The organism is Desulfobacula sp. (assembly GCF_021107415.1).
Genome location: NZ_JAIOSW010000056.1, coordinates 1 through 20,787, shown reverse-complemented (window position 1 = coordinate 20,787; position 20,787 = coordinate 1). Strand labels below are relative to the sequence as shown.

25 protein-coding genes are annotated in these 20,787 nt (G+C 40.7%); 7 read left to right on the top strand and 18 right to left on the bottom strand.

Going from position 1 to position 20,787, the window contains the following annotated elements; translation table 11 throughout:
* Positions 1 to 662: 662 nt before the first annotated feature.
* The 9 genes from K8S13_RS03095 to K8S13_RS03055 form a co-directional block, all read right to left on the bottom strand.
* The gene (locus K8S13_RS03095) at positions 663 to 2,969 is read right to left on the bottom strand and encodes a VWA domain-containing protein (protein ID WP_291460354.1); all 2,307 of its coding nucleotides are present in this window, start codon (positions 2,967 to 2,969) and stop codon (positions 663 to 665) included.
* Between the two features lie 53 nt (positions 2,970 to 3,022).
* Positions 3,023 to 3,340, bottom strand: a complete 318-nt coding sequence (locus K8S13_RS03090; protein ID WP_291460353.1) for a hypothetical protein — start codon at positions 3,338 to 3,340, stop codon at positions 3,023 to 3,025.
* A 17-nt stretch (positions 3,341 to 3,357) separates the two neighbouring features.
* Positions 3,358 to 3,732, bottom strand: coding sequence for a hypothetical protein (locus K8S13_RS03085; RefSeq protein WP_291460351.1), 375 nt, complete (start codon positions 3,730 to 3,732; stop codon positions 3,358 to 3,360).
* A 242-nt stretch (positions 3,733 to 3,974) separates the two neighbouring features.
* Positions 3,975 to 4,394: a GNAT family N-acetyltransferase gene (locus K8S13_RS03080; RefSeq protein WP_291460350.1), complete on the bottom strand. Its 420-nt coding sequence runs from the start codon at positions 4,392 to 4,394 to the stop codon at positions 3,975 to 3,977.
* A gap of 141 nt (positions 4,395 to 4,535) precedes the next feature.
* Positions 4,536 to 4,856 (bottom strand): 4-oxalocrotonate tautomerase family protein, encoded by a 321-nt coding sequence (locus tag K8S13_RS03075; RefSeq protein WP_367172516.1) that lies wholly within the window; start codon positions 4,854 to 4,856, stop codon positions 4,536 to 4,538.
* On the bottom strand, positions 4,816 to 5,265 hold the full coding sequence (locus tag K8S13_RS03070; RefSeq protein ID WP_291460348.1) for a MaoC/PaaZ C-terminal domain-containing protein: 450 nt from the start codon (positions 5,263 to 5,265) through the stop codon (positions 4,816 to 4,818). The genes K8S13_RS03075 and K8S13_RS03070 overlap by 41 nt, the downstream gene beginning before the upstream one ends.
* Before the next feature lie 3 nt (positions 5,266 to 5,268).
* On the bottom strand, positions 5,269 to 5,436 hold the full coding sequence (locus tag K8S13_RS03065; protein WP_291460347.1) for a hypothetical protein: 168 nt from the start codon (positions 5,434 to 5,436) through the stop codon (positions 5,269 to 5,271).
* 119 nt (positions 5,437 to 5,555) lie between these two features.
* Positions 5,556 to 5,807 (bottom strand): hypothetical protein, encoded by a 252-nt coding sequence (locus tag K8S13_RS03060; protein ID WP_291460345.1) that lies wholly within the window; start codon positions 5,805 to 5,807, stop codon positions 5,556 to 5,558.
* 169 nt (positions 5,808 to 5,976) lie between these two features.
* A complete protein-coding gene (locus tag K8S13_RS03055; RefSeq protein ID WP_291460343.1) occupies positions 5,977 to 6,234 on the bottom strand; it encodes a DUF4172 domain-containing protein in 258 nt (85 codons plus the stop codon).
* Positions 6,235 to 6,610: 376 nt separating this feature from the next.
* Between K8S13_RS03055 and K8S13_RS03050 the strand changes: the two genes are divergently transcribed.
* A complete protein-coding gene (locus tag K8S13_RS03050) occupies positions 6,611 to 6,988 on the top strand; it encodes a hypothetical protein (protein WP_291460341.1) in 378 nt (125 codons plus the stop codon).
* 266 nt (positions 6,989 to 7,254) lie between these two features.
* On the opposite strand, the gene K8S13_RS03045 is transcribed toward K8S13_RS03050, so the two are convergent.
* The 9 genes from K8S13_RS03045 to K8S13_RS03005 form a co-directional block, all read right to left on the bottom strand.
* A complete protein-coding gene (locus K8S13_RS03045) occupies positions 7,255 to 8,121 on the bottom strand; it encodes a metallophosphoesterase (protein WP_291460339.1) in 867 nt (288 codons plus the stop codon).
* Positions 8,122 to 8,250: 129 nt separating this feature from the next.
* Entirely contained in the window at positions 8,251 to 9,267 is a 1,017-nt protein-coding gene (locus tag K8S13_RS03040; RefSeq protein ID WP_291460337.1) for an ABC transporter ATP-binding protein, read from the bottom strand.
* Positions 9,268 to 10,290: an ABC transporter ATP-binding protein gene (locus K8S13_RS03035; RefSeq protein WP_291460336.1), complete on the bottom strand. Its 1,023-nt coding sequence runs from the start codon at positions 10,288 to 10,290 to the stop codon at positions 9,268 to 9,270.
* Positions 10,291 to 10,301: 11 nt separating this feature from the next.
* A complete protein-coding gene (locus tag K8S13_RS03030; protein ID WP_291460335.1) occupies positions 10,302 to 11,414 on the bottom strand; it encodes an ABC transporter permease in 1,113 nt (370 codons plus the stop codon).
* Position 11,415: 1 nt separating this feature from the next.
* A complete protein-coding gene (locus K8S13_RS03025) occupies positions 11,416 to 12,408 on the bottom strand; it encodes an ABC transporter permease (protein WP_291460334.1) in 993 nt (330 codons plus the stop codon).
* A gap of 91 nt (positions 12,409 to 12,499) precedes the next feature.
* Positions 12,500 to 14,530, bottom strand: a complete 2,031-nt coding sequence (locus K8S13_RS03020; RefSeq protein WP_291460333.1) for an ABC transporter substrate-binding protein — start codon at positions 14,528 to 14,530, stop codon at positions 12,500 to 12,502.
* 296 nt (positions 14,531 to 14,826) lie between these two features.
* Positions 14,827 to 14,991: a hypothetical protein gene (locus K8S13_RS03015; protein WP_291460331.1), complete on the bottom strand. Its 165-nt coding sequence runs from the start codon at positions 14,989 to 14,991 to the stop codon at positions 14,827 to 14,829.
* Entirely contained in the window at positions 14,988 to 15,230 is a 243-nt protein-coding gene (locus K8S13_RS03010) for a hypothetical protein (RefSeq protein ID WP_291460329.1), read from the bottom strand. Before K8S13_RS03010 ends, K8S13_RS03015 begins: the two co-directional genes overlap by 4 nt.
* Positions 15,231 to 15,310: 80 nt before the next feature.
* Positions 15,311 to 15,559 carry a hypothetical protein gene (locus K8S13_RS03005; protein ID WP_291460327.1) on the bottom strand — a complete coding sequence of 83 codons (249 nt, stop codon included), beginning with the start codon at positions 15,557 to 15,559 and terminating at the stop codon, positions 15,311 to 15,313.
* On the opposite strand from K8S13_RS03005, the gene K8S13_RS25550 reads away from it, so the two are divergent.
* The 6 genes from K8S13_RS25550 to K8S13_RS02980 form a co-directional block, all read left to right on the top strand.
* Entirely contained in the window at positions 15,552 to 15,794 is a 243-nt protein-coding gene (locus K8S13_RS25550) for a VOC family protein (protein ID WP_367172515.1), read from the top strand. The genes K8S13_RS03005 and K8S13_RS25550 overlap by 8 nt on opposite strands.
* On the top strand, positions 15,757 to 16,164 hold the full coding sequence (locus K8S13_RS03000) for a transposase (RefSeq protein WP_291460325.1): 408 nt from the start codon (positions 15,757 to 15,759) through the stop codon (positions 16,162 to 16,164). The genes K8S13_RS25550 and K8S13_RS03000 overlap by 38 nt, the downstream gene beginning before the upstream one ends.
* Before the next feature lie 226 nt (positions 16,165 to 16,390).
* Entirely contained in the window at positions 16,391 to 18,412 is a 2,022-nt protein-coding gene (locus tag K8S13_RS02995; protein WP_291460322.1) for a methyl-accepting chemotaxis protein, read from the top strand.
* A gap of 354 nt (positions 18,413 to 18,766) precedes the next feature.
* Complete coding sequence (locus tag K8S13_RS02990) at positions 18,767 to 18,976, top strand: hypothetical protein (protein WP_291460321.1); 210 nt, start codon at positions 18,767 to 18,769, stop codon at positions 18,974 to 18,976.
* Between the two features lie 218 nt (positions 18,977 to 19,194).
* Positions 19,195 to 19,857 carry a transglutaminase family protein gene (locus K8S13_RS02985; protein ID WP_291460319.1) on the top strand — a complete coding sequence of 221 codons (663 nt, stop codon included), beginning with the start codon at positions 19,195 to 19,197 and terminating at the stop codon, positions 19,855 to 19,857.
* A 160-nt stretch (positions 19,858 to 20,017) separates the two neighbouring features.
* Positions 20,018 to 20,787, top strand: a 770-nt coding sequence (locus K8S13_RS02980) for a DJ-1/PfpI family protein (protein WP_291460318.1), incomplete at its 3' end; no start/stop codon positions are given.

The window sequence follows — 20,787 nt, the reverse complement described above, 5'->3', positions numbered from 1 at the left end:
TTACTGCGCTAATATCGTTTCGCGTGACTTTGCTAAAGAGCATATCAGGCCCTTGAGCAAATAAATTTGCAGGTGTAGAAAAACCAATCAACACTACAAAGAAAATCGCTAATTTATGCTTCTTTATTACATTCATAATCCTCTCCTATTTAATATTCATGTATAATTTATGCCGTGGCGGATGAGCCGCACCGCGAGCGGTCAGCTTAACGTTCAAGCTAACTTTGCGCTTCGCTCCAAATGTATATTTTAGCAATCGCTGTCACCACGCGCTTAAGTTGAGCGTCAGGTTAGGCATCATCAATCGAGAAACCAAGCTGAAAATGAGAATATAAATGTTAATGCAAATCAAACACGGACGCCCCGTGTTTTTCCCCTTAAGTTAAGGGCGTTCCGGTCGCACGCCTTTAAAATTTTTTGCATTTAAAAAAGACAAGTCCACAAAGAATTTTTTCGGATTGCCACGCTCTATATAAACCATAATCTTATCGTTTGTTATTTGGTCGGTTGGATTAAACCATAAATTATCGCTAGTGAAGTTGTGTTCCTTGCAGGAAAAATTTTGATTTCATTTAAGCTTAATATCGTTTTCTTTTAATTCCAGAAGGCCTTATCTGTAACACAACCTTAAATCTTCCCAATATCATCAGTATGTTGTATGACTACTGAGCTGCCACGGGAAAATCTGCAGTAACAGTTTGATGTTGCAGGTTAACGATATTGATATTCTCAAACGTCACAACCTGCTTATTATCTTTAATACTGGTGATTTTTACTGTGTATATCCCTTCTGCCAGCATTTCTGTACGCTGCCCATTCTGGGTCCAATTTTTAAGCACCTGTTTACCGGCACTGTCATAGCCCTTAAACGGCGTACTAAAAGGTTGCCCGTTAAGCGTCGCAGCAATGGTTAACTTGCCAAAACTAAAGTCTGCTTGTACAGTTTGGGATTGTCCTGTTTCAACTATAATGTTCTCAAAACTTTTTATAGAACCATCCACATTGGTTGTTACTTTGATAGTATATGTTCCGGCAGCTAAACGAATCAGACGTTGTCCGCCTGAACTCCAATTTTTATAAATTTGTTTCCCGGAAGTATCATAAACTTTAAAGGGCATTTCTTTGGGCTTGCCGTTCAGAGTAGAGGCTATGATTACCTCGCCGCTAAACAACTCAACAGTCTTTTCCACAGTGCTTCCCGGGGCAATTTCCAATGCGTCAAAGACAACAGTTGGCGTGCCTACTATGCGGTCTGTTTGCGCTTTAATCCGGTATATGCCCGGCAAAAGCTTACGTTTGAGCTGCCCTGTTTTGGGATTGCTATGCTCGTTATGAAAATGTTTATTCTCCCCCTGGCGATAATAAAAAATATAGGCCTTGAATGGTGCTCCATTGAGGAGTGTGGTGATCATAAGGGTGCCATCTGAAAAATCTGCAATTCGCTCTACAGTTTCACCTGCCTTTATGACAATATCTGTAAGTTTAACAATGGGTGTTTTACCGCCGCTGACAGTCAGGTCTTTCAGTTCTGCTGTATAGTTTCCAGGCGCAAGCTGCCTTTCAGCAATGCCTGCTGCTTTATCGTATGGACCACCCGGTGCCCAGCTTTTTCCAGTTTCCATGTTGGTTAAAGTTATTGCTGTAAAAAAAGGCTTCCCGTTTTTACTCACTTTTATACGCAGAGTTCCATAAGTTGGAATTGATTTTTTCACCACTTCACTGGCAGCAGCTGAGAACTCACCGGCATTATCAGCAGTGAAATATTTACCGCCACCTTCCTTTGCCATGCACTCCAGCTGCTTCTTTTCTTCCTCAGTAACATCAAAACCGATGACATGCATGATAAATTTAATCCCAGAGGCTTTAAGGTCTTTTACTAAACCACAGGGATCAGGATCACAGGTCTCCTTGCCATCAGACACCAGAATAATTGTAGTCTCGTCCTCAAGATGCTTGATCCTTTCAGCAGTCAATCGGACAGAACGGCTGATGGGTGTTTTACCTTTTGGGCTGAGGTCTTGTACCCGGGCAATCATAGCCTGTTTATTGAGCGGCCCCAGGGCAATAAGTTCTTCCACATCATTGCAATCTCCTTTACGCCGATGACCATATGCTACCAGACCTGCAACAATATCATCCGGTAATCCCTTGATAAGATCAGTGAGCACCTCTTTGGCAATTGCAATTTTTGCTGTTCCTTCTACCTGACCCCACATGGAACCGGAAGCATCAAGGATAAACATGAGGTTTGCCGGGGCAGTACTCTCTTGAGGTGATGAAACGACTTTAGACTTATCTTCATTTGAGGCCTGCATGGGTTGCCCTGAACCCGCCGCCTTATCATTCTTTTTTTTGTTATTCTTTTTCGATGATTTTTCAACAATAATCTTGCTATACCCCGAAGGAATTTTAAAAAAAGCCGGATCAATAGAACTTTTTTTAATATTTTTCAAAGCCAGAATTGTATTGCCGTTTAAGGCATAGCTGATCTCTTTCAGTTCGAAACCAAGTTCAGAAGAGACCCATACCCTGTTTGACACCCGTGTATCTCCCTTTTGTCGAAATTCAAAAACCTGGCAGGAATAACCCTGGATTGTTTCTTTTCCGGTTGGGGTGACCTCAAGGTTTTTGCGCATGAATTCCCACCCGGCAATGGGGTTCATCATCATGGTTTTTGCAGGGTCCGTCTGCTCAACATATTGTTTCACCTGGGGATTAAGCCCCCAGGAGATACCCGTGGCCCGATTATAAATAGTGGGGAAAGGGGGCATATACTCAAGGCCTTTAACCTTTTGAACACGATACATATTATCTTTGACTTTCAGGTCATACACGATTTCAGATTCAGGGGATGTAACAAGAAGGTCTGCTGTAAATTCTGTAGCATGGGCAGAGTACCATCCCAAAAAAAGAATAAAAAAGAATAACAGACCTGTTTTCAGTGAATGAAAAGGAATTCCAGACTGCATAACGTCCTCCTGCTAAAAAGTGGGTGAGTATTGTTAAATGTCTATAATATTTCTTATTTGCAAACATCCAGCTTGCACATTTTTTTGATATCAGCCTTCTGTACAAAGTCGCACAGGGTACAGTCTTTATTTTTCAAGTCCAACTGATAGTAACCCCCTCCATGTACTCCATTGGCTTTGGGCCAGTATTTCAGAATGTTTTCGCAAAGAGCCGGTTCATCAAGTTGTTCGACAGTCTCCTGGTAGCACCAGGGGCCGCGGGGATGATTTTTGCACTTTTCATAAATTTCATCTTCCCCGGCAAGCGCTAAAGGGGAAAAAATCATTGATCCAATCACCAGACAGATGCAACCAAAACAGAACCGTAACATATTTTTCTCCTTATATATTATTGTAAACGAAACGTGAATGACTGGGCTGATTCCGGACGGGTATCTTCTGGATTAATATGCATCGCCTGAGTAGTATGTTGAACCCTGTCCCGGAACTGGATCTCTTTTCCGGAAAGAAGTGTACTGGTACTTCCCAATGGACGGGATGAGGCAGTGGAAATTTTACTGCTGACCCGAGTTGCTTTCATGGTTTGCTCTAATCTGGTGGAGCCCTTGTAAGCTGATTGCTTTATAATTTCAGCACCCGGCATGACAGGGATGTCCCCGACAACTTGCTTTGCTGTGACCATGGCAGGAAGCAAAAAAACAAAACCGATCAGTATCACGATCCATAGGGTACGATAATAAAAATTTAATAGTGTACGTTCCATGAATAAATTCCTTTTCAAATCCTTTTTTTTACTTTTAATATTTCCCGGTTAACTGTTTTTTGAAAGGCTTCGGAGTAGCCCGGTTCATGAATTTTGGCATTGGTTTGAACAAACGTCTGAAAATATTGACATCTTTATACTCCAAAACATACCAGAAAATTTTAATTTATAATGATCTACCTAAATGAGTCAATAAAAAAATCGAATCTGTCCATGCAGTCTGGTTGAACGAATTAGCTGAATCACCTCAAACTCAACTCCATATATTTTGTTGTTGGGTCTGGATTAAAGCGATAGGGCTCAATTTCCTTGAACCCCAGATTCTCGTAGAGACCTATTGCTGCCTCCATACGTTCCAAGGTATCCAGCCTCATTTTCTCATACCCAAGATTCATTGCTTCCTGGATAAGTGTGGTGCACAGGTTGTGCCCTACACCCTTACTCTTGAATTGGTCATAGACAAACAGGCGCTTCATCTCACAAACCTTAGCTTCAATCATTCTTAAACCTACACCACCCCCAAGTTCACCCCTATGCCATGCAAGAAGAAACAATCCGTTCGGAGGACCATACATTGAAGAAAAATTCAATAACTCCTTATCAATATCCTGAAAAGACAAATCCATGTTGAGCCAGCGAATATAGTCCTTCGTTGCCTGCATGGCAAAGGAAAAATCCAAGTTTGTTGAGCAGTATTTAATTTCAATCATAATATTTTTACATCTACCTTGAAGTTCAGCAGCGCAGCATCACCGTGTTTGCCGGAGCGGCGGGTTATGAAAAATATTTTCTTTCCTAATTGTTTATTGACCCCGTTTTCTTCTGATAGTAATCGTCTCACCACCAATACCCCAATTATCTGTTTCAACCTCATCTATAACCACAACCGTGGTTTGGGGATTTTTCCCAAGAACATCCTGAAGCAACTGGGTAGCTCCTTTTATTAGTTCCGCTTTTTTTTCAGGGGTTACACCTTCATTTGTAATTTTAATGTTTACGTATGGCATCTGCTTTTTCTCCTGCATATATAAATATTCTTTGTAAGACTCTGCAATAAAATTTGATTTCAGGTATGCAAAGCAATTAATTTCCCCCTCGGCAAGCCAATAAATAACGGTAGCCATATTCTATAACAGCTTCTCCCTTTTGGTTACTGACCTTGCATTTGATTGAAGCAAAACCTTTATCCGGTTTACTTCTTGACTGTTTGAGCTCACACCACCAGGCAGCAACATGGAGGACATCGCCCGGTCTTACCGGATTGAACATTTTAACCTCATGCATTCCAACACCACCTATAATTGATAGATTCCCCTGAGCTTCTACTACAACTCGAGTACAGGCAGCAAGGGTATGAAGAGAAGATGCTATTAAGCCTCCAAAAATTGATTTTTCCGCAATATTTTCATTTATATGAAATGGCTGAGGATCAAATTTTTTTGCAAAGTCGATAATATCTTTTCGTGAAAAAATTACAGTATTACAATCAAGTTTTTCACCTTCAATTAAATCCTCAAAGTATCTTTTTGGCATTTTTCAATCCTCCAACACAGTTTTTCCCAGTTCCGGAGAACTTGCTTCAAGCGCCAGAATATCAGCCTTGATTCCCGTTAGTGGCAGAATAACCTTGCCATAATCAGATTGTTTATCATCACCCCGCAGAAGGTGTGCTACTTCCCATTTAAGATTCGCCTTTTTTACCAAAATGTGTCATTCACTCTCCACAGTTGGTTTTGATTTTGTCCAACGTGAAAAGCTGCGGCAATATCCGCAGCATTTTTTTGTTTTATTCAACAAGAGCCAACTGAAGATTTGGCTTTTGTTTATTTTTTCTCCGCTGCTTCAAGTGATATAGTTGAGTAAAAAGGAGTAAGATTCAGCTCATAACGTGTACTTTTTAGTTTGCCTGTTTTTGTAAAAATTCCTTTATTAACTAAACCTTTTAAATCCCTTGTTGCTGTTGCGGATGGGGTTTTGACAATTGACATATAATTTTTAGCGCTAAAGCCCCTGGAAAATCCCTTTGGACCTTCTTTAAAAATCCGTAATACTGCCTTTTTTTGTCTTGGATTCAAAAGCGTTTCATAAGCACTAAAAAACTTTGTCTTGGCTACTACAGAATCAACCTGTTTTATTGTCTGTTTCTGTGCCTCAATAACTGTTTTGCCAAAGTAATAAAGCCAGGGCGTGATCTGATTGTTTTTATTTTGCAGTTCTAAAATTTTATAATAATCTTTTTTCTTATCACTGATCGTTGAAGATAGATGATTGAAGGCTGTCCCTATCTAAAAACTCGCCTTCTATTTCAGAAGTTTTCAAGGCTTCATTACAGAGAATTTCAATTCTTAATTCGTCCTGATCTTCTTTAGAAAGGTGTCGCATAACACCAATAGAAATACCTGATTCTTTAGTGTATTCATTTTCCAGGGGATCCAATCTTTTCTTGTTATAAAAAAAATCGGGCCAATCATCCTGCTTCCAGTTCCAGCTTTTTGATTCCATGATCTATAAACCTTTATTTTATAAATCAAAATATATTATTATTTGATTTATAAAACAACAATTTTTACATCAGCCTTTTATTTCTGTCTTTACTATCCATCTTAACCCTCGTATTAATTATTTCGAAGATAAGCCTTACGGTCAATAGAGTAAAACGGAAGCAGACCTCCTCCTTTCGCTACAGAATCATAAAGGTCGACATCTTTTTCATGTTTCATCCCAAGTTTTTCCATGACACGACGGAAAGCTGTGTTTTCAAAATTGGAATCCCAAGGCAAGTGCATACTACAAATGCGTCGAAAATCATTTTGAAGAACTCGAACAGATGTGGGATGACATGTATGCATCTCGCTATGGCTTCTGGCGGACTTATATCATGACCGTAATTTATAACCTGAAGGTCACAAAGTGGGTTTTCAGTATTCCCAAACGATTGCGGATCTATTTTCTCTATAACCGCAAATTACTGGCAAAACTCAGCATCTGTGGCTGGAAAGTGATCAGTGCATATCTAAAATCTGCTGTACGGCATGATGGTGCTGTTCCAGGCGCAAGCAATGCTGTTCAGACCTATGGAGATTTTCAAAATTTTAATCCACATCTTCATGCCATTGTTTCTGATGGCTGTTTTATAGATGACAAAGATTTCCGAATGGCGCCAGGATTTACGCGTGACCTTCAGGTTATGATAATTCAAACCCTAAGATTCCAGTATTTAACACCTTTTGGAGCTGATATTTTAAAATTGAGTTGAGGGATTACAGGTGTCCTATACCCAATTTCAGCCATAATTTAACTTTTCCAGCCTATTTTTAATATAATCAAATTATTTTTATTCTTCTTTATTCTTCCGGGCTAATATCTATTTTCCATTTTGAGTGGCCTTCTACCCCAGCCCAACAATGACACAACATGTTGTGTCATTGTTGGGCTGGGGGAATATTTTCAGGTTTGTAAAAAAAAATATCTTCATCTTGACAAAAGGCAAAAAAAGCGTTTACTTATCCTTCTTATGCGTGATTAGTTTTTTAACTTCGGGTTTCCTACAACCAGTTCTTCATTAAAAGTCACAGAATTTCCATCAAAAAAAATTCTTATCAAACGAATCTGCATCTCAGGGGTATCCCAGTTTTCATAAAACAAAAACATATTATCGTCATCACGATGGTTGCAGGAGGATAGCGAACCGCACATGTACTGGTTGAAAGAATAATCAAAATAGAGATCTGTAGATTTTCTCAAATCCAGCTGGTGGGTATGACCACAGAAAACATGTTCTATTTTATGTTCCCTGACAAAATCAGTTAACAGCATTGAATTTTGAAGCGGTCCCTCATCAGTGGCCAAAATTGAGTGATGAATCAATATCATGGACTTATCATATCTCATCCGGTTGATCTTCTTGGAGATCTTTCTTAAAAGTTCCTCCTCAACAAAGCCTTCGTCCATGGAAAGCTGGTTGGAATCTATACAGATAATCATCACAGTCACGTCATCAATGGTCATTACTTTAATATAATTAAGATCAGTGAAATTATCTTTTATTTTGGTAATGTCCCGCTTCAGAAAAAGGTTTTTCTTTATAGTCAGTTCCGGCCTGGAAGGTTCAATGATTTCATTATTATATATGTATTGCCTGAAATATTCATGTGATCTCATATTTCTTTTATCATGATTGCCAATAATAGAAATAACATTTTCACATGTAATACTTTTCAAGAACTGTCCCGCATCCTGATATTCACTTTCCAGTCCATCCGAGGTGTTATCGCCGGTATTTATTACTATATCGGCATTAAAGGAGTTGATTTTATCCAACAGCTTTTCATCATCACCTTCCCAATGGCGTGGTCCAAAATGCATATCAGATATATGTAAAACATTCATTTCATCTTTCCTTAGTTTTTATGATCAAAAATGTAAAATTTATCAATATAAACTATTTTCACAAAATTACATCCTATATGTATTTTACCCCTTTTTTTTTGAGATTCATAGAGTATTTTTAAAAAAAAATCAAGAATAATCTAAAGCTCCCTTAAGTTTCAGTTTATCTGCAAAATGACAGGCCACGAACCAGTCATCGGACATCTCACAAAAGGGCGGTTTCTGACTCAGGCATTTGTCCTTATCTGCATATCGGCAACGTGGATGAAAGTAACACCCGGTTGGGGGATCAGCAGGGTTTGGTTGTTCCCCTTCCAATAAAACATTTTGCATTGACTCTTCCGGGTCCAGAGAAGGAATTGCCGACATGAGTGCCTCGGTGTAAGGATGTTTTGGCGTGTTATAGAGTCGCTCCGTTGATGCTAACTCTACTATTTGACCAAGATACATCACAGCCACCCGGTCACATGCGTAAGCCACTGTATTCAGATCATGACCAATAAAGAGGTAAGTGAGTCCCAGCTCCTTTTGCAGATCTTTTAACAGGTTTAAAATCTGAGCTTGAATGGATACGTCAAGGGAGGAGACAGGCTCATCTGCAACAATAAACTGCGGGCGCATAACAAGAGCCCTGGCAATAGCGATTCGCTGCCGTTGCCCCCCACTGAAAGCGTGTGGATACCGACCCAACTGCTGAACATTCAAATTACAGAGATCAGCTATATAAACAACTTTTTCTTCCAACTCCTTACCAGAAGCAAGCTTATTAGCAAGTAATGATTCCCCAATGATTTCTTTAACGGTCATGCGTGGATTTAATGATGAGTAGGGATCCTGAAAAATCATCTGCATGTTGCGCCAATGATGCCGCAACTCTTTTTGATTCAGGTCCGTTAAATTGACAGCTTCTCCGTTAAACTGCACGGATATTTCCCCGGCCGTGGGTTCAATCAGCCGCAAGACAGCACGTCCCAGAGTAGTCTTGCCGGAACCACTTTCTCCAACCAAGCCGAGAGTTTCACCCACCTTAATTTTAAAAGAGATTCCGTCTACGGCCTTCAATAATTGTTGTTTTTTACCAAATAATCTGGGTCGTCCAATGGGAAAATGAACCTTCAGGTTATCCACTTCTATTAATGATTTCATTTAATTTTTCATCCCTGATAGTTTTTCATACTGGAAACAGGAAACAAAATGATTTTCAGAGACCTGATATTGTGGCTGCACCATCTGATCGCACTGACCTTTCAACATCTCCTCACAACGAGGGGAAAACAGACATCCTTTTGGTCGCTCAAACAAGGATGGCACCGTTCCCTTTATGGGTTCCAGTCTTTTTCGGGCTTCCAGATCACCTAACCTGGGCACTGCTTTTAAAAGATTTTTTGTATAGGGATGAAGAGGATTCTTCAAAATTTCCTTAACTGATCCCTGTTCAATAATTTCACCCATATACATGATGGCAACATCATCAGCCATCTGGGCGACCACTCCAATATTATGGGTAATAAAAACAATCCCGGTTCCAAATTCCATTTGCATATCCTTCATGACCTTTAGTACTTGTGTCTGAATGGTCACATCCAGCGCGGTGGTGGGCTCATCTGCAATCAAGATGGAAGGGTTGCAACAAAGAGCGCGGGCAATCATAGCCCGCTGCCGCATTCCTCCGGAATAGGTGTGAGGATAACGATCTACTGCTTTTTCCGGATCACCTATCCCAACTTTTTTCAGAAAATCTACAGCTATCACCCGCGCTTCGGCCTTGGATTTATTCTTATGGAGGCGAATCACTTCCATAATCTGGTTCCCTATGGTATGCAAGGGCGAAAAAGAGTTCATTGGTTCTTGAAAAATCATGGCTATTTTGCCACCACGAATATTACGGATATCCCTTCCTGTTGGTAAAAGACCGGCAATATCAACGGGGGGAGTGTCATTTGAATCGTTGAATAAGATTTTTCCTTTAATAATTTGCAACTCCCGGGGTAAAAGCCGCAAAAGAGCCATGGCGGTAACGCTTTTTCCACAGCCACTCTCCCCGACCAAAGCCAGAACTTTACCTGTAAATATTTTTAAATTCACATCTTTGACTATGGGTACAAAATTATCATCAATTTTTAGAGATATGGATAAATCCTGTAACTCCAACTTTAGTTTTTCTTTCATCTGTTCTTATCCTATTTAGCAAGCGGATCCGCGGCATCCCGCAGCCCGTCCCCTAGAAAATTGAATGCCAGCACAGCTATCACAACAAACAAACTGGGCAGAAGCAACCACGGCATATGTATAATTGAACGCACGTTTTGTGCCGAAAAGAGGAGAACTCCCCAGCTAACAATGGGTTCACGCAATCCTAATCCCAGGAAGCTTAAGGATGTCTCTGCCAGAATTATATAGGGAAACGATATGGTCAGATCCACAATCAGATAGCTTAGAAAAGAGGGCAGCATATGGCGAATAATGATTCGTTGCACACTGCAACCGGAAAGCTTTGCCGCAAGGATAAACTCCTCCTCTCTCATGGAAAGCAATTTGCTGCGGACACGACGGGCCAGATTGGTCCATCCGATACAGGCCAAAATTATTGTTACAGCCACATACACTTTGAGGGATGACCATTCTCTTGGAAGTGCTGCTGCCATGGCCAGCCATAACGGAAGGGTGGGAATGGATCTTATAAATTCGATCAGGCGCATGATTAACTCATCAACCAGCCCGCCCATATATCCGGCTATCCCTCCCATGGTCAGCCCCAAAACAAACGCGAAAAAAACTCCTACTGCTCCCACCGAGAGTGAAATTCGAGTTGCGTAAAGGATGCGGGAAAAAACATCCCGTCCTAATTGGTCAGTGCCAAAGAGATGAACAAATCCTGATTCAGTTCCAAAGAGATGAATATTAGTATTAAAAACCCCCCATAATTTATAGGATGCTCCCCTAACAAAGAATTTAATTGGCCAATATACGTTTGTATCAACCTCAGAGGTCAGTTTAAAGGTAACAGGATCTCTTTTATTAATTCTGCCATATGCAAAAGGACGGATGTGAAAATTCCAATCCTTATCAACAAAATGAATACCCATGGGTTTACCCTGGGAATATTGAGAGTTACGGGTTTGGGGGCCATAAGGAGACAGAATTTCGCAAAATGCGGTTATTATCAGGAATAAGCTAAGGATTGATCCACCAATCATGGCCATCTTATGACGACGGAAACGCCACCAGACCAGTTGCCAGTATCCTGCCAGATCTAATCGTCTTATTTCCTTTTTTTTGTTTATTAGCTTCATTTTAAGCAGCTCCCCCCACCCGTATCCGTGGATCCATAATCACCAGCAAGATATCTGATAAGAAAGTTCCAATTATCACCAGAGTGCAATAGATTAGAATCATTGCTCCTGCCAGATACATATCCTGATTCAAAAGCGCATTAATAAACAGGGGTCCGGTGTCAGGCAGGGAGAGAACCAAGCCAATGATTGGTGCTCCGGAAACAATATTGGATAGTTCCCAGCCCAGAGTGGAAACAATGGGATTAAGTGCCATTCGTATGGGGTATTTTACCAACAACCGAAATTCCGACAATCCGCTGGCTCTGGCAGAAATCACGTACATTTTATTAAGCTCATCCAGCAGCACTGCCCGCATGGTTCTCATTTGAAACGCTGTCCCGGCAGTACCCAGTACCAGCACTGGGATCCAGATATGTTTCAGCATGTCGACAAACTTGGCAAAACTCCAGGGGAGACCTTCAAATTCCGGGGAAAAAATTCCGCCAACACTTATACCAAACCAGAGATGTCCCAGATATATTAAAATTAAGGCAAATACAAACTGAGGCATTGCCAAACCTATATATCCTGATATTGTTGTTATATGATCGCCTATTGAGTATTGGCGCACCGCTGAATAGATTCCCATGGGAACTGCTATCATGTAAGTGAAAAAAAGGGTTGTAAAAGCGAGAATCAGCGTAAGGGGCAAACGTTCGGCAAGCACATCTTTCACGGGTCTGCGGAATTCCCAGGAAAATCCCATGTCTCCATGTGCCAGGGCTCCCATCCATTTGAAATATTGTATATAAACGGGTCTGTCCAAACCGAGGTTTGTGCGCATTACCGCTAATTCTTCCGGTGTAATAATGGCACCGCCCTGTATTTTTTTCCCGGCATAAGAGTCGACAAAATCACCGGGGGGAAGCTCAATCAATACAAAAGCAACTACAGATATCAACGCAAGGGTTACAATTGTCGCTAACATCCTCCTCAGCAACAAATAAAGCATTTAGTTTTTCTCCTGACTTAGGGATTCCTTCCGGCAGTTTTTGTAAAACCTGCCGGAAGGAAAACAATTTCAACTCTAATTACCCTTTATCCTATTTTTTGAAAAACCATTGATCTGCCCTAAAAGGATAAGCATATCCATAGTAGGTGTTATCAATTGTGAAATTTGGAATATTTGCAAGATTGTTTGAGACAGCATTGGGGAGAGGCACCTTCCCTAAAGTCCCTATAATTACCAGGTTTTCAAGATTGATCTTGACCATCTCTCGTCCCAGTTCCAAATATCTGGCACTGCCCGGCGCTACGGTTTTCCACTCAGTGGCTATATCCCGGAGGCGTTGGGCCCAGGCTGGTGGTTTTTCCCCGGATTTTCCATCGGTGTTCCACCAGTCAACCCAAGGTGCACCCATCAAAGGAACAAGCGTAGCATAGGGCGGGGTAAAATATATAGGATTACTAATCATACTGACTTCGTAGGGTACAAACCATTCCATACAGATATCAGAAGTGTTGGCAGCGGCTTTTTCTCTTGACAACTGAGAGGTTATCTCCTTAACCAAGACCTTGACTCCGGCTTTTTTCCAATAATCTGCCACCAGAATGGGAAATTCTGCGGAAATGGCGTACTGCAGGGTATACTCCCAAAGAACGGTCAACGGTTTGCCGTCATACCTTAAGCGCACGCCGTCTTTTCCATATTTCAGTCCCATTTCATCCAAAAGAAGATTTGCTTTTTTAAGATCAAACTGGATCATGTAATTTTTATCTGCCGCAGTCACAAACGGAACGTTTTCAGGCAGAGCCTGCTGAGGAGTGGCTATCCCGAGAAAAAGAATCTCATTGATCTCATCCCTGTTAATGGCCAGGGACATTGCTTTTCGGAATCGAACATCTGAATATATTTTTCTGAGTTCCGGATCTTTATGCGTTTGATTAAAGATAATAACAGGACCTGCCATACCCGGAGGAAGATTAATTGTGTAATTACCTTTTTTTTCGTTCTCCTTTAAAATAGGAAAATCATTTAATCCCATGTTCTGGGATTTTTGATCAATATTACCATTCATGATCTCAATTGGCCATAAACCTTTGTTCAGAAAACGCTCATGGTGATAGGTTATATACGGCAACTGATTACCCGCAGTATCCACCTTGAAATAGTAAGGGTTAGCCACAAAGATACGTTTTTGAGAATCAGGCTCTGTTTTAAGAATATGACTTTCCAGTGTGGGCACTTTCAGTCCGTATTTGGTAGCGGTTACAGCATCTTTCCATTTATTAAAGAAGACGGCAAAATAAGAGTTCCAATTGTCAAATCCGGCTTCTTTGGCAATTTTATCTGCGTTGGGATTATAATCAATATGATAATTTTTCAGGAAATGTTTAACAGCATAAGGTGAGTAATAAGAGCCACTCGCACCCAACATATGCAGAAAGCCGGGATAGGGTTTAGCAAATATGAACTTAAAGGTCTGGGTATTAATTTTTTTGATTTTAACGGCTTTACCGGCTATTTTCCAACGGTTAGGAACCTCCTTATGGAGGGTTTTGTTGCGGATAATATCATTGATGTAAAAGACAACATCATCGGCTGTGAAAGCCTCGCCGTCCGACCATTTATGTCCCTTGCGTAAATTGAAAGTGATTTCAGTATAATCTTTATTCCATTTCCATGATTTGGCAACATTAGGAACAATGGTACTCATATCATCACTGATACGCACAAGACTGACCTGCCTCCATGACATCCCTTCAGATGTGCTTGATTCCAAAGCCAGTGCTACGCCTCTTAACTTTCCGCCATATTTACCGATTTTCTCGTACGGCAATACAACCAGCGGTTCTTCCGGCAATCTTTGCTCTACAGGGGAGAGCTTTTTTTGGGCCACCAGTTTGGCAAAAATCGGATTTTCTTGGAAAGAGAGCTTTTTCCCTGTTTGTTTTTCAAAATTTTTCAATTCAAGTTGTTGGGGAAATTCACATTTAATGCTCTGGGGTGTGTTTACTGTTGGACTCTTTCCTGCCCACGAATTTGGCAGGAAAGCCAGTGAAACTAATATGATAAAAAAAAACTGCATTTTAAACAATTGCGAGAAACCCCGCCGAACAATTTCATTCTTCATAATGATATCCTTTGTTAAAATGTAAGCGTGCCAGGAGATTGCTGTTTCATTAGAAAAGTACTAGTTAAGAAAAACCCAATCTCAAAAACCCAATACTTTCTTCTTATATATCAGGGTGTTTATGGATGTCAAACAAGAAGCGGTTTTTTAACAATGTTTTAACAATGTTTTAGATAGATTGTATCTGGACCATTGGGTTTTAATCGGGGATATGTGAGTGCTCATCAGCCTCAAGTATCTTTTTCAAGTTTTCTCCCTCTTCCTTCATGTGCTTTTGGACACTTAAAAGACCTCGCTCAACCTTTTTTTTGGATAGAAAAGCATAGAGCCACATGGTCATCGGGATGCCACGCGCGATAGCTTTTGTCATCTACAAGACCGGAAAGGAACTCAAAGATTTTTTCCGGTGTTGTTCTAATCTCTATTGAATGTTTCAATGTCACGTCTTCCATCATTTTCATATTTCATCACCTTTTTGTTTTCGTTGAATTCTCTTGCCAGATGATGTTTTTGTCAGCTTTTTTTTCAAAAAAGACTCAAGTTTTTGCATCTCAGATGAAAAACCATTTTGGATATTATCTGGTATTTTTATTTTTAGAAGCATTAAACTACGTAAAGCTTCTAACCTTAGTCCTTTGCAGCCTGTTTGTATTATCTCAAGCAAAAATGACTTTGCCCACTCATCATGAATACCACTCAAGCATCGAGTTATTTTATATTTCAGGAAATCATTCTTCGGATGTTTCTTGTATAACTCCTGTAGGGATGAAGATGAACACTTTATTTTATCAATGTTTCGAGGAGTTGATGTTCTTCAGCTATATGCTTATATATTAACTGTTTCTTTGATTCAGAAGACAGTATACTGTTCAAAAAGGGATCTAATATTTTTCCTAATATTCCACTAAAACCAGCATCCATTTTCCAGGTAACACGTGTACCATTATCAACAGCATCAAAAGTGAGAGAAAATGAGAGTGGAAAAAAGGTGTGTTTAAAGGATAAGTAACTATCTTTTTTAATGTTCACTAATTTTCCCCAAAATTTAAAATCAATGCTTTTAATTTTTTCACGAATAATAGCTTTTGAAGTCGATGATGTTCATAAAGCTACACAGGAAGTTTTACAGCACGGTGGCACCAAGGTAGGTGAGATAACATCAGCGGAAATTGAGGGTGTAGGGCTATTAACCTTTATCTATCTTACTGATCCAGAAGGCAATATAATTGAAATTTTTTCATATGCTCTTGATGTTTACGTGTGACCTTAAGGTTATGCTTGAAGACCTGGAGGAGGCTTTTCAATATGAAGTATTGAAAATGCTCAAAAAAGAGGGGAAAATAAATGATGCTATTATTGAGAACATGCTTTCCTGGTATCATTCAGGTTTTCATGTATATATCGGTGACAGAATCTATCCGCAAGATACAACTGGTCTTGGGAATCTGGCCAGATACATTGTCAGGGCATGCTTTTCACAGGAAAGAATGATTTATGTTCCAGTAGAAGAATCAACTGATGGTGTTGCCAAAGTGATATATACCTCCAAGGATAGAAAGTCCCGGAAAGTATTTAAGTTTCTGACCTTCAGGTTATGCTCTGGACTGGCTTGCTCAAAATCAGCAGGAATTTGATAACTTTCGATCTTTTCAAACATAATCCAGATTATTTCCTTCTCACCACTTTAATTGCTTTATTTTATTTCAGAAATCTTTTAACACAGCCGGGCACGGGCACAACATGTGCCCGTGCCCGGCTGTGTGCATATTTCAACTTTTGCATATTTTTTATACTTCTCTTGACTAAAAGCAAGTTTCTATCTATTGAAGTATATGCAACGAAAAATATAAAGGGGTAGGCATGTTATCATTGTTTCAAAAAAACCTTAGAGTGAAACTGTTGACGGCATTGATTTTGATTCTTTTTGTATCTTTTGCCGGTTTGTTATTTTTCATCGTTAACAAGCAAAAATCCCTGCTCAATTCCATGAGCACAGAGGTTGCAGAGGGGCTTACCGAAACCGGGTCCAAAGCCAGAGGGGATTTTGACCGTATGAAATCGCAGACAGAAGTTCTCCTGGAAAAAATGAAAAATAAAACATCTGCAGACCTGTCCCGGGCAACCGAGAAAGCCCTGGCTGATGAAGAAGTGCGGATCAGGGAAACCATGGAAAAACTTCTTGTAAAAAATGGAGAATCCCTGGCAGCTCTTCTCAACAGCGCAGCTCCTCCCCTGATCATGGCAAAATCCTTTGCAAGGCTTATCAAATACTCCAGAGCAGCCGCGAATACCGATGATATTGTCTATGTTCTGTTTCTGGACATTGATGGCCAGCCTCTTCCAGGCTACCTCAATTTCAATGATGACAGGATCACCGGATATTTAAACAAGCCCGGGGATGAAGAAGATATTAATAAGGTCATTACCTATTCAAAAAAAGACCCTGGAGTTCTGATTGTGGAAAAAACCATCGAGGACTTCGGCGACCCCATCGGTACCACCCTGGTCTGTATCAGCCGGAAGATGGTGGATGATGGGATTGCAGCACTTGCAGACCGGTTCACCATCTTTAAGCAGTCTAATGAAGAAAAAGTAGGAACCACTCTAAAACAGGAGTCCGGTGATGTCCTTTCCGCGATTGGTAAAAATCTTGATAAGGTTGAAAAAAACAATCTCCTATCTATAAAAGGCACCGAAGTCCTGTTGAGCCGGTCCGCGAAAACGGTAAGCTCATCCATTGCAATTATTATTGTGGCAGTAGGGGCTATTTGCTGCGTCTTTATTTTGGTATTGCTGGGGCTTCTGGTTGGGCATTCCGTGATTGTCCCCATCAAAACAATATCAGAGGGCCTCAAAGATACGGCCCGGGGCGAAGGAGATCTGACAAAACGTCTGGCGTCGAAACGAAGCGATGAAATCGGAATCCTTGCCGGGTGGTTTGATGCGTTTCTTGAGCGGCTTAACGCGATAATCATTGATATCCGGGGGAATGCTGAAACCGTAACAACAGCATCGGGCGAGGTTCTGACTATTTCTGAGGACATGAGCAAAGGAGCCGATGAACTATCCCATCGGGCCAGTACTGTGGCCGTAGCAGCAGAGGAGATGAGCGTCAATATGAATTCCATTGCAGCAGCCAGTGAGCAGGCATCCGTCAATGTGGGGGTTGTTGCAAATTCTGCTTCTCAGATGAAAAATACCCTTAATGAAGTGGTCCAAAATTGTGATCAGGCACGTGGCATTGTGGACAGTGCATCGGAACGGATCTCCATCGCCACTGATAAGGTCGAACGTCTTGGCTTGGCAGCCCGTGCGATCAACAAAGTAACCGAGGTGATCACCGAAATTGCCGAACAAACGAACCTTCTGGCATTGAATGCCACCATAGAAGCTGCAAGGGCTGGAGAAGCGGGTAAAGGCTTTGCCGTAGTGGCAAGTGAAATTAAAGACCTGGCTACCCAGACCAGAAAGGCTACCCTGAACATAAAGGAGAAAATTCTTGGAATTCAACATTCCACCGATGAAACCGTAAGTGAAGTCGGAAGCATCTCCCATGTTATTGCCGATGTAATTGAGATTGTAACAACCATTTCTTGCGCAATAGAAGAACAATCTGCATCAGCCGCCCTGGTAGCCGATAATATAGAACAGACCTCCAAAGGCATTGACGAAGTCAACAATAACGTGACCCAGAGCTCCCAGGTGTCGTCCGAGATCGCAAAAGATATAATCGAGGTTAATACCGAAGCAAAGAAGATGAACGAGCGCAGTACCAGAATGAATGGAAAAGCCCGGGATCTTTCTGATCTATCCGGTGCTTTAAGAGATCTGATCAGTGTTTTCAAAGTCTCGGATGATACAAAGGCAAATATCCAGATTTAAACAATCTCATTGACACTTATTCCTAATTAGATATCAGTGTCTGACCGAAAATTAATAAAAGCCTATTATTGGGGGCATCACACCTCTTGAAATGATCTGAAATTTTCAGCAAACTTGAAATATCGATTGATTTCTACTTCATATTCTGTTAGTATAACATACTAAAATTAAAGGATATTTAAAAGATTATGAGTAATTTGATTGCCAATCTAAATTTAGAAAGCAAGTAAAACTTCGAGGTTGTTTTGCGTAAAATATTTGACCCCCAATTGTCCTTCGGCCAGACTCCAATCGATCAGATTAAGATTGATATGTCCCACCGATATCAATTTGTTATTTGATGTCGTTCGGAAGATGATTCAACTGGCAGCCCTGATCAGCCAGCCCCAAGGGCGAACTTTATGGCGGCAATATGAATACAATATTCGATCTTTTAAAAAACTTTTTCGTCGTGCCCAACAATTAAAACGCTCCACCTCAAAAGATAAACAGAAGAAAGCCATCAGGGAAGAGTTGATCATTAATGCTCACAAAATCTATGTTGAAGCTGCCCAAGGGTATTAACATGGTAATGATAAAGGGCAGCATTCACCACAACGAAAGCAATCTCGGATTAACTTGACAAAAAGCATCCTATTGTCCCCTTTTACTCCCTATAACACCCCATCAATGCCGCATTCGAATAAATAAATGTCGTATATGCCCCTTTTCAAAAAAAAATACAAGAATTATGGTAGATGGGTCTGAGAAAAAAACACCTTGAATCAAGAAAGGAGAAAAAAATGGCACAGTCAAAACAATCGACAACAAAAGATATGCTTCAAGAGACAATTTTTTGTGATTTTAATAATCCGGCTATTCAGAAACTGGCCGAAGACCTTGCAGGAGATGAAAGAAATTCCAAAAAAATAACGCAAACCGTGTTTAAATATGTCCGGGACAATATCCGCTTCGGTTTTGATATCGTACAGGTAAAAGCCTCCGATACATTAAAAAAAGGGTATGGGTCCTGTTGGAATAAGACGATCCTTATGCTAGCACTTTTAAGGTATAATAAAATCCCTTCCCGGGTTGCCTACAATCCGGTAAAAAGAGAATTCATGAAACCGGCAATGGGAGATGCCTATTTGAATATGCCTGAATCCATTAATCACTGTTTCCCTCAGGTATCCCTTGATGATCAGTGGATCGCTGTAGATCCTACTCTCGACCAAAAAACCTATGATAAGCTGTTTGTTCCCTTTAATGTGAATTGGGGAATTGATTGGAACGGGACGAGCGACTGTGAGTTGTATACCGAAAATATTTGCGGACCTGTCGGTTTTTTTGAAAATATTGACAAAGCATTTCAATCGGATGTGGGCAATATGATGCCGCCTGCATCCCAAGCCGCCCAATACTTTGATCCGCCAAACGATGCTATGTGGAAAGCGGTTGATGCATAAAAAAGCTGAGCATCTATCGATTTTATTCTAACATGCTAAAAAGCTTTCCAACGAATTGTTTGAAATAGCCCTTTCACGATTGCATATACCTTGACAGTCCGGTATACGTTTAGAAGAAAAGTCATATAATGGGTCTATATCGTCATTTTGTGGAGGCACTGTGAAAACAGTAACTATTCTTGCTTTAAATAATGCTATTTCGTCGTCTGTCATGGGAACCATGGATATATTCAGTCAGGCAGGCATTACCTATAACTTCATTATGGGGGTTGATCCTGAGCCGTATTTTAATGTCAAAATCGCCACCCAGGATGGCAACCCTGTTAAGTGTTTTAACGATGCCCAGATACATCCTCACTGCTCTGCCAAAGAAGTGGTGTCAACGGATCTGATCATTATTTCAGCTTTTTATGATTTTGAAACTCTGGCATCTAACAGGCAATTAATTGACTGGCTGAAGGATCATTACAGCAGGGGAACAACCATCGGCAGTATCTGTCTCGGCACTTTTTTCCTTGCCGAGACTGGGCTGCTTGACGGTAAAACGGCAACAACCCACTGGGGGTTTGCCAAGGAATTTAGAAAAAAATATCCACAGGTCAAGCTCAAGCATCAACGAATGATTACTGATGAGGGCGATCTTTTGTGTTCCGGTGCATGTAATTCCTATATTGATCTTTCGGTATATTTGATTGAAAGATATTGTGGCAGGAAAGTTGCCGTTGAATGTTCCAAAACCATGATTCATGATTTCGCCCGCTCTTCCCAGACGCCCTATACCGTGTTCCGATCCAAAAAGGACCATAACGATACCCAGATCCTATCTGTCCAGGAAACGATAGAAGATAATTTTTCCGACGGCTTTAATCCGGACATAATAGCCAAAGAAAACGGAATGAGCCGGCGTACATTTGAGCGCAGGTTTAAAAC

Bases quoted from the DNA above. Each gene is read 5' to 3' on its own strand.
- K8S13_RS03095 (WP_291460354.1), bottom strand. From the start codon at position 2,969: ATGCAGTCTGGAATTCCTTTTCATTCACTGAAAACAGGTCTGTTATTC.
- K8S13_RS03090 (WP_291460353.1), bottom strand. From the start codon at position 3,340: ATGTTACGGTTCTGTTTTGGTTGCATCTGTCTGGTGATTGGATCAATG.
- K8S13_RS03085 (WP_291460351.1), bottom strand. From the start codon at position 3,732: ATGGAACGTACACTATTAAATTTTTATTATCGTACCCTATGGATCGTG.
- K8S13_RS03080 (WP_291460350.1), bottom strand. From the start codon at position 4,394: ATGCAGGCAACGAAGGACTATATTCGCTGGCTCAACATGGATTTGTCT.
- K8S13_RS03075 (WP_367172516.1), bottom strand. From the start codon at position 4,856: ATGGCTACCGTTATTTATTGGCTTGCCGAGGGGGAAATTAATTGCTTT.
- K8S13_RS03070 (WP_291460348.1), bottom strand. From the start codon at position 5,265: ATGCCAAAAAGATACTTTGAGGATTTAATTGAAGGTGAAAAACTTGAT.
- K8S13_RS03055 (WP_291460343.1), bottom strand. From the start codon at position 6,234: ATGGAATCAAAAAGCTGGAACTGGAAGCAGGATGATTGGCCCGATTTT.
- K8S13_RS03050 (WP_291460341.1), top strand. From the start codon at position 6,611: ATGACCGTAATTTATAACCTGAAGGTCACAAAGTGGGTTTTCAGTATT.
- K8S13_RS03045 (WP_291460339.1), bottom strand. From the start codon at position 8,121: ATGAATGTTTTACATATATCTGATATGCATTTTGGACCACGCCATTGG.
- K8S13_RS03040 (WP_291460337.1), bottom strand. From the start codon at position 9,267: ATGAAATCATTAATAGAAGTGGATAACCTGAAGGTTCATTTTCCCATT.
- K8S13_RS03035 (WP_291460336.1), bottom strand. From the start codon at position 10,290: ATGAAAGAAAAACTAAAGTTGGAGTTACAGGATTTATCCATATCTCTA.
- K8S13_RS03030 (WP_291460335.1), bottom strand. From the start codon at position 11,414: ATGAAGCTAATAAACAAAAAAAAGGAAATAAGACGATTAGATCTGGCA.
- K8S13_RS03025 (WP_291460334.1), bottom strand. From the start codon at position 12,408: ATGCTTTATTTGTTGCTGAGGAGGATGTTAGCGACAATTGTAACCCTT.
- K8S13_RS03020 (WP_291460333.1), bottom strand. From the start codon at position 14,530: ATGAAGAATGAAATTGTTCGGCGGGGTTTCTCGCAATTGTTTAAAATG.
- K8S13_RS03015 (WP_291460331.1), bottom strand. From the start codon at position 14,991: ATGAAAATGATGGAAGACGTGACATTGAAACATTCAATAGAGATTAGA.
- K8S13_RS25550 (WP_367172515.1), top strand. From the start codon at position 15,552: ATGTTCACTAATTTTCCCCAAAATTTAAAATCAATGCTTTTAATTTTT.
- K8S13_RS02995 (WP_291460322.1), top strand. From the start codon at position 16,391: ATGTTATCATTGTTTCAAAAAAACCTTAGAGTGAAACTGTTGACGGCA.
- K8S13_RS02990 (WP_291460321.1), top strand. From the start codon at position 18,767: ATGATTCAACTGGCAGCCCTGATCAGCCAGCCCCAAGGGCGAACTTTA.
- K8S13_RS02985 (WP_291460319.1), top strand. From the start codon at position 19,195: ATGGCACAGTCAAAACAATCGACAACAAAAGATATGCTTCAAGAGACA.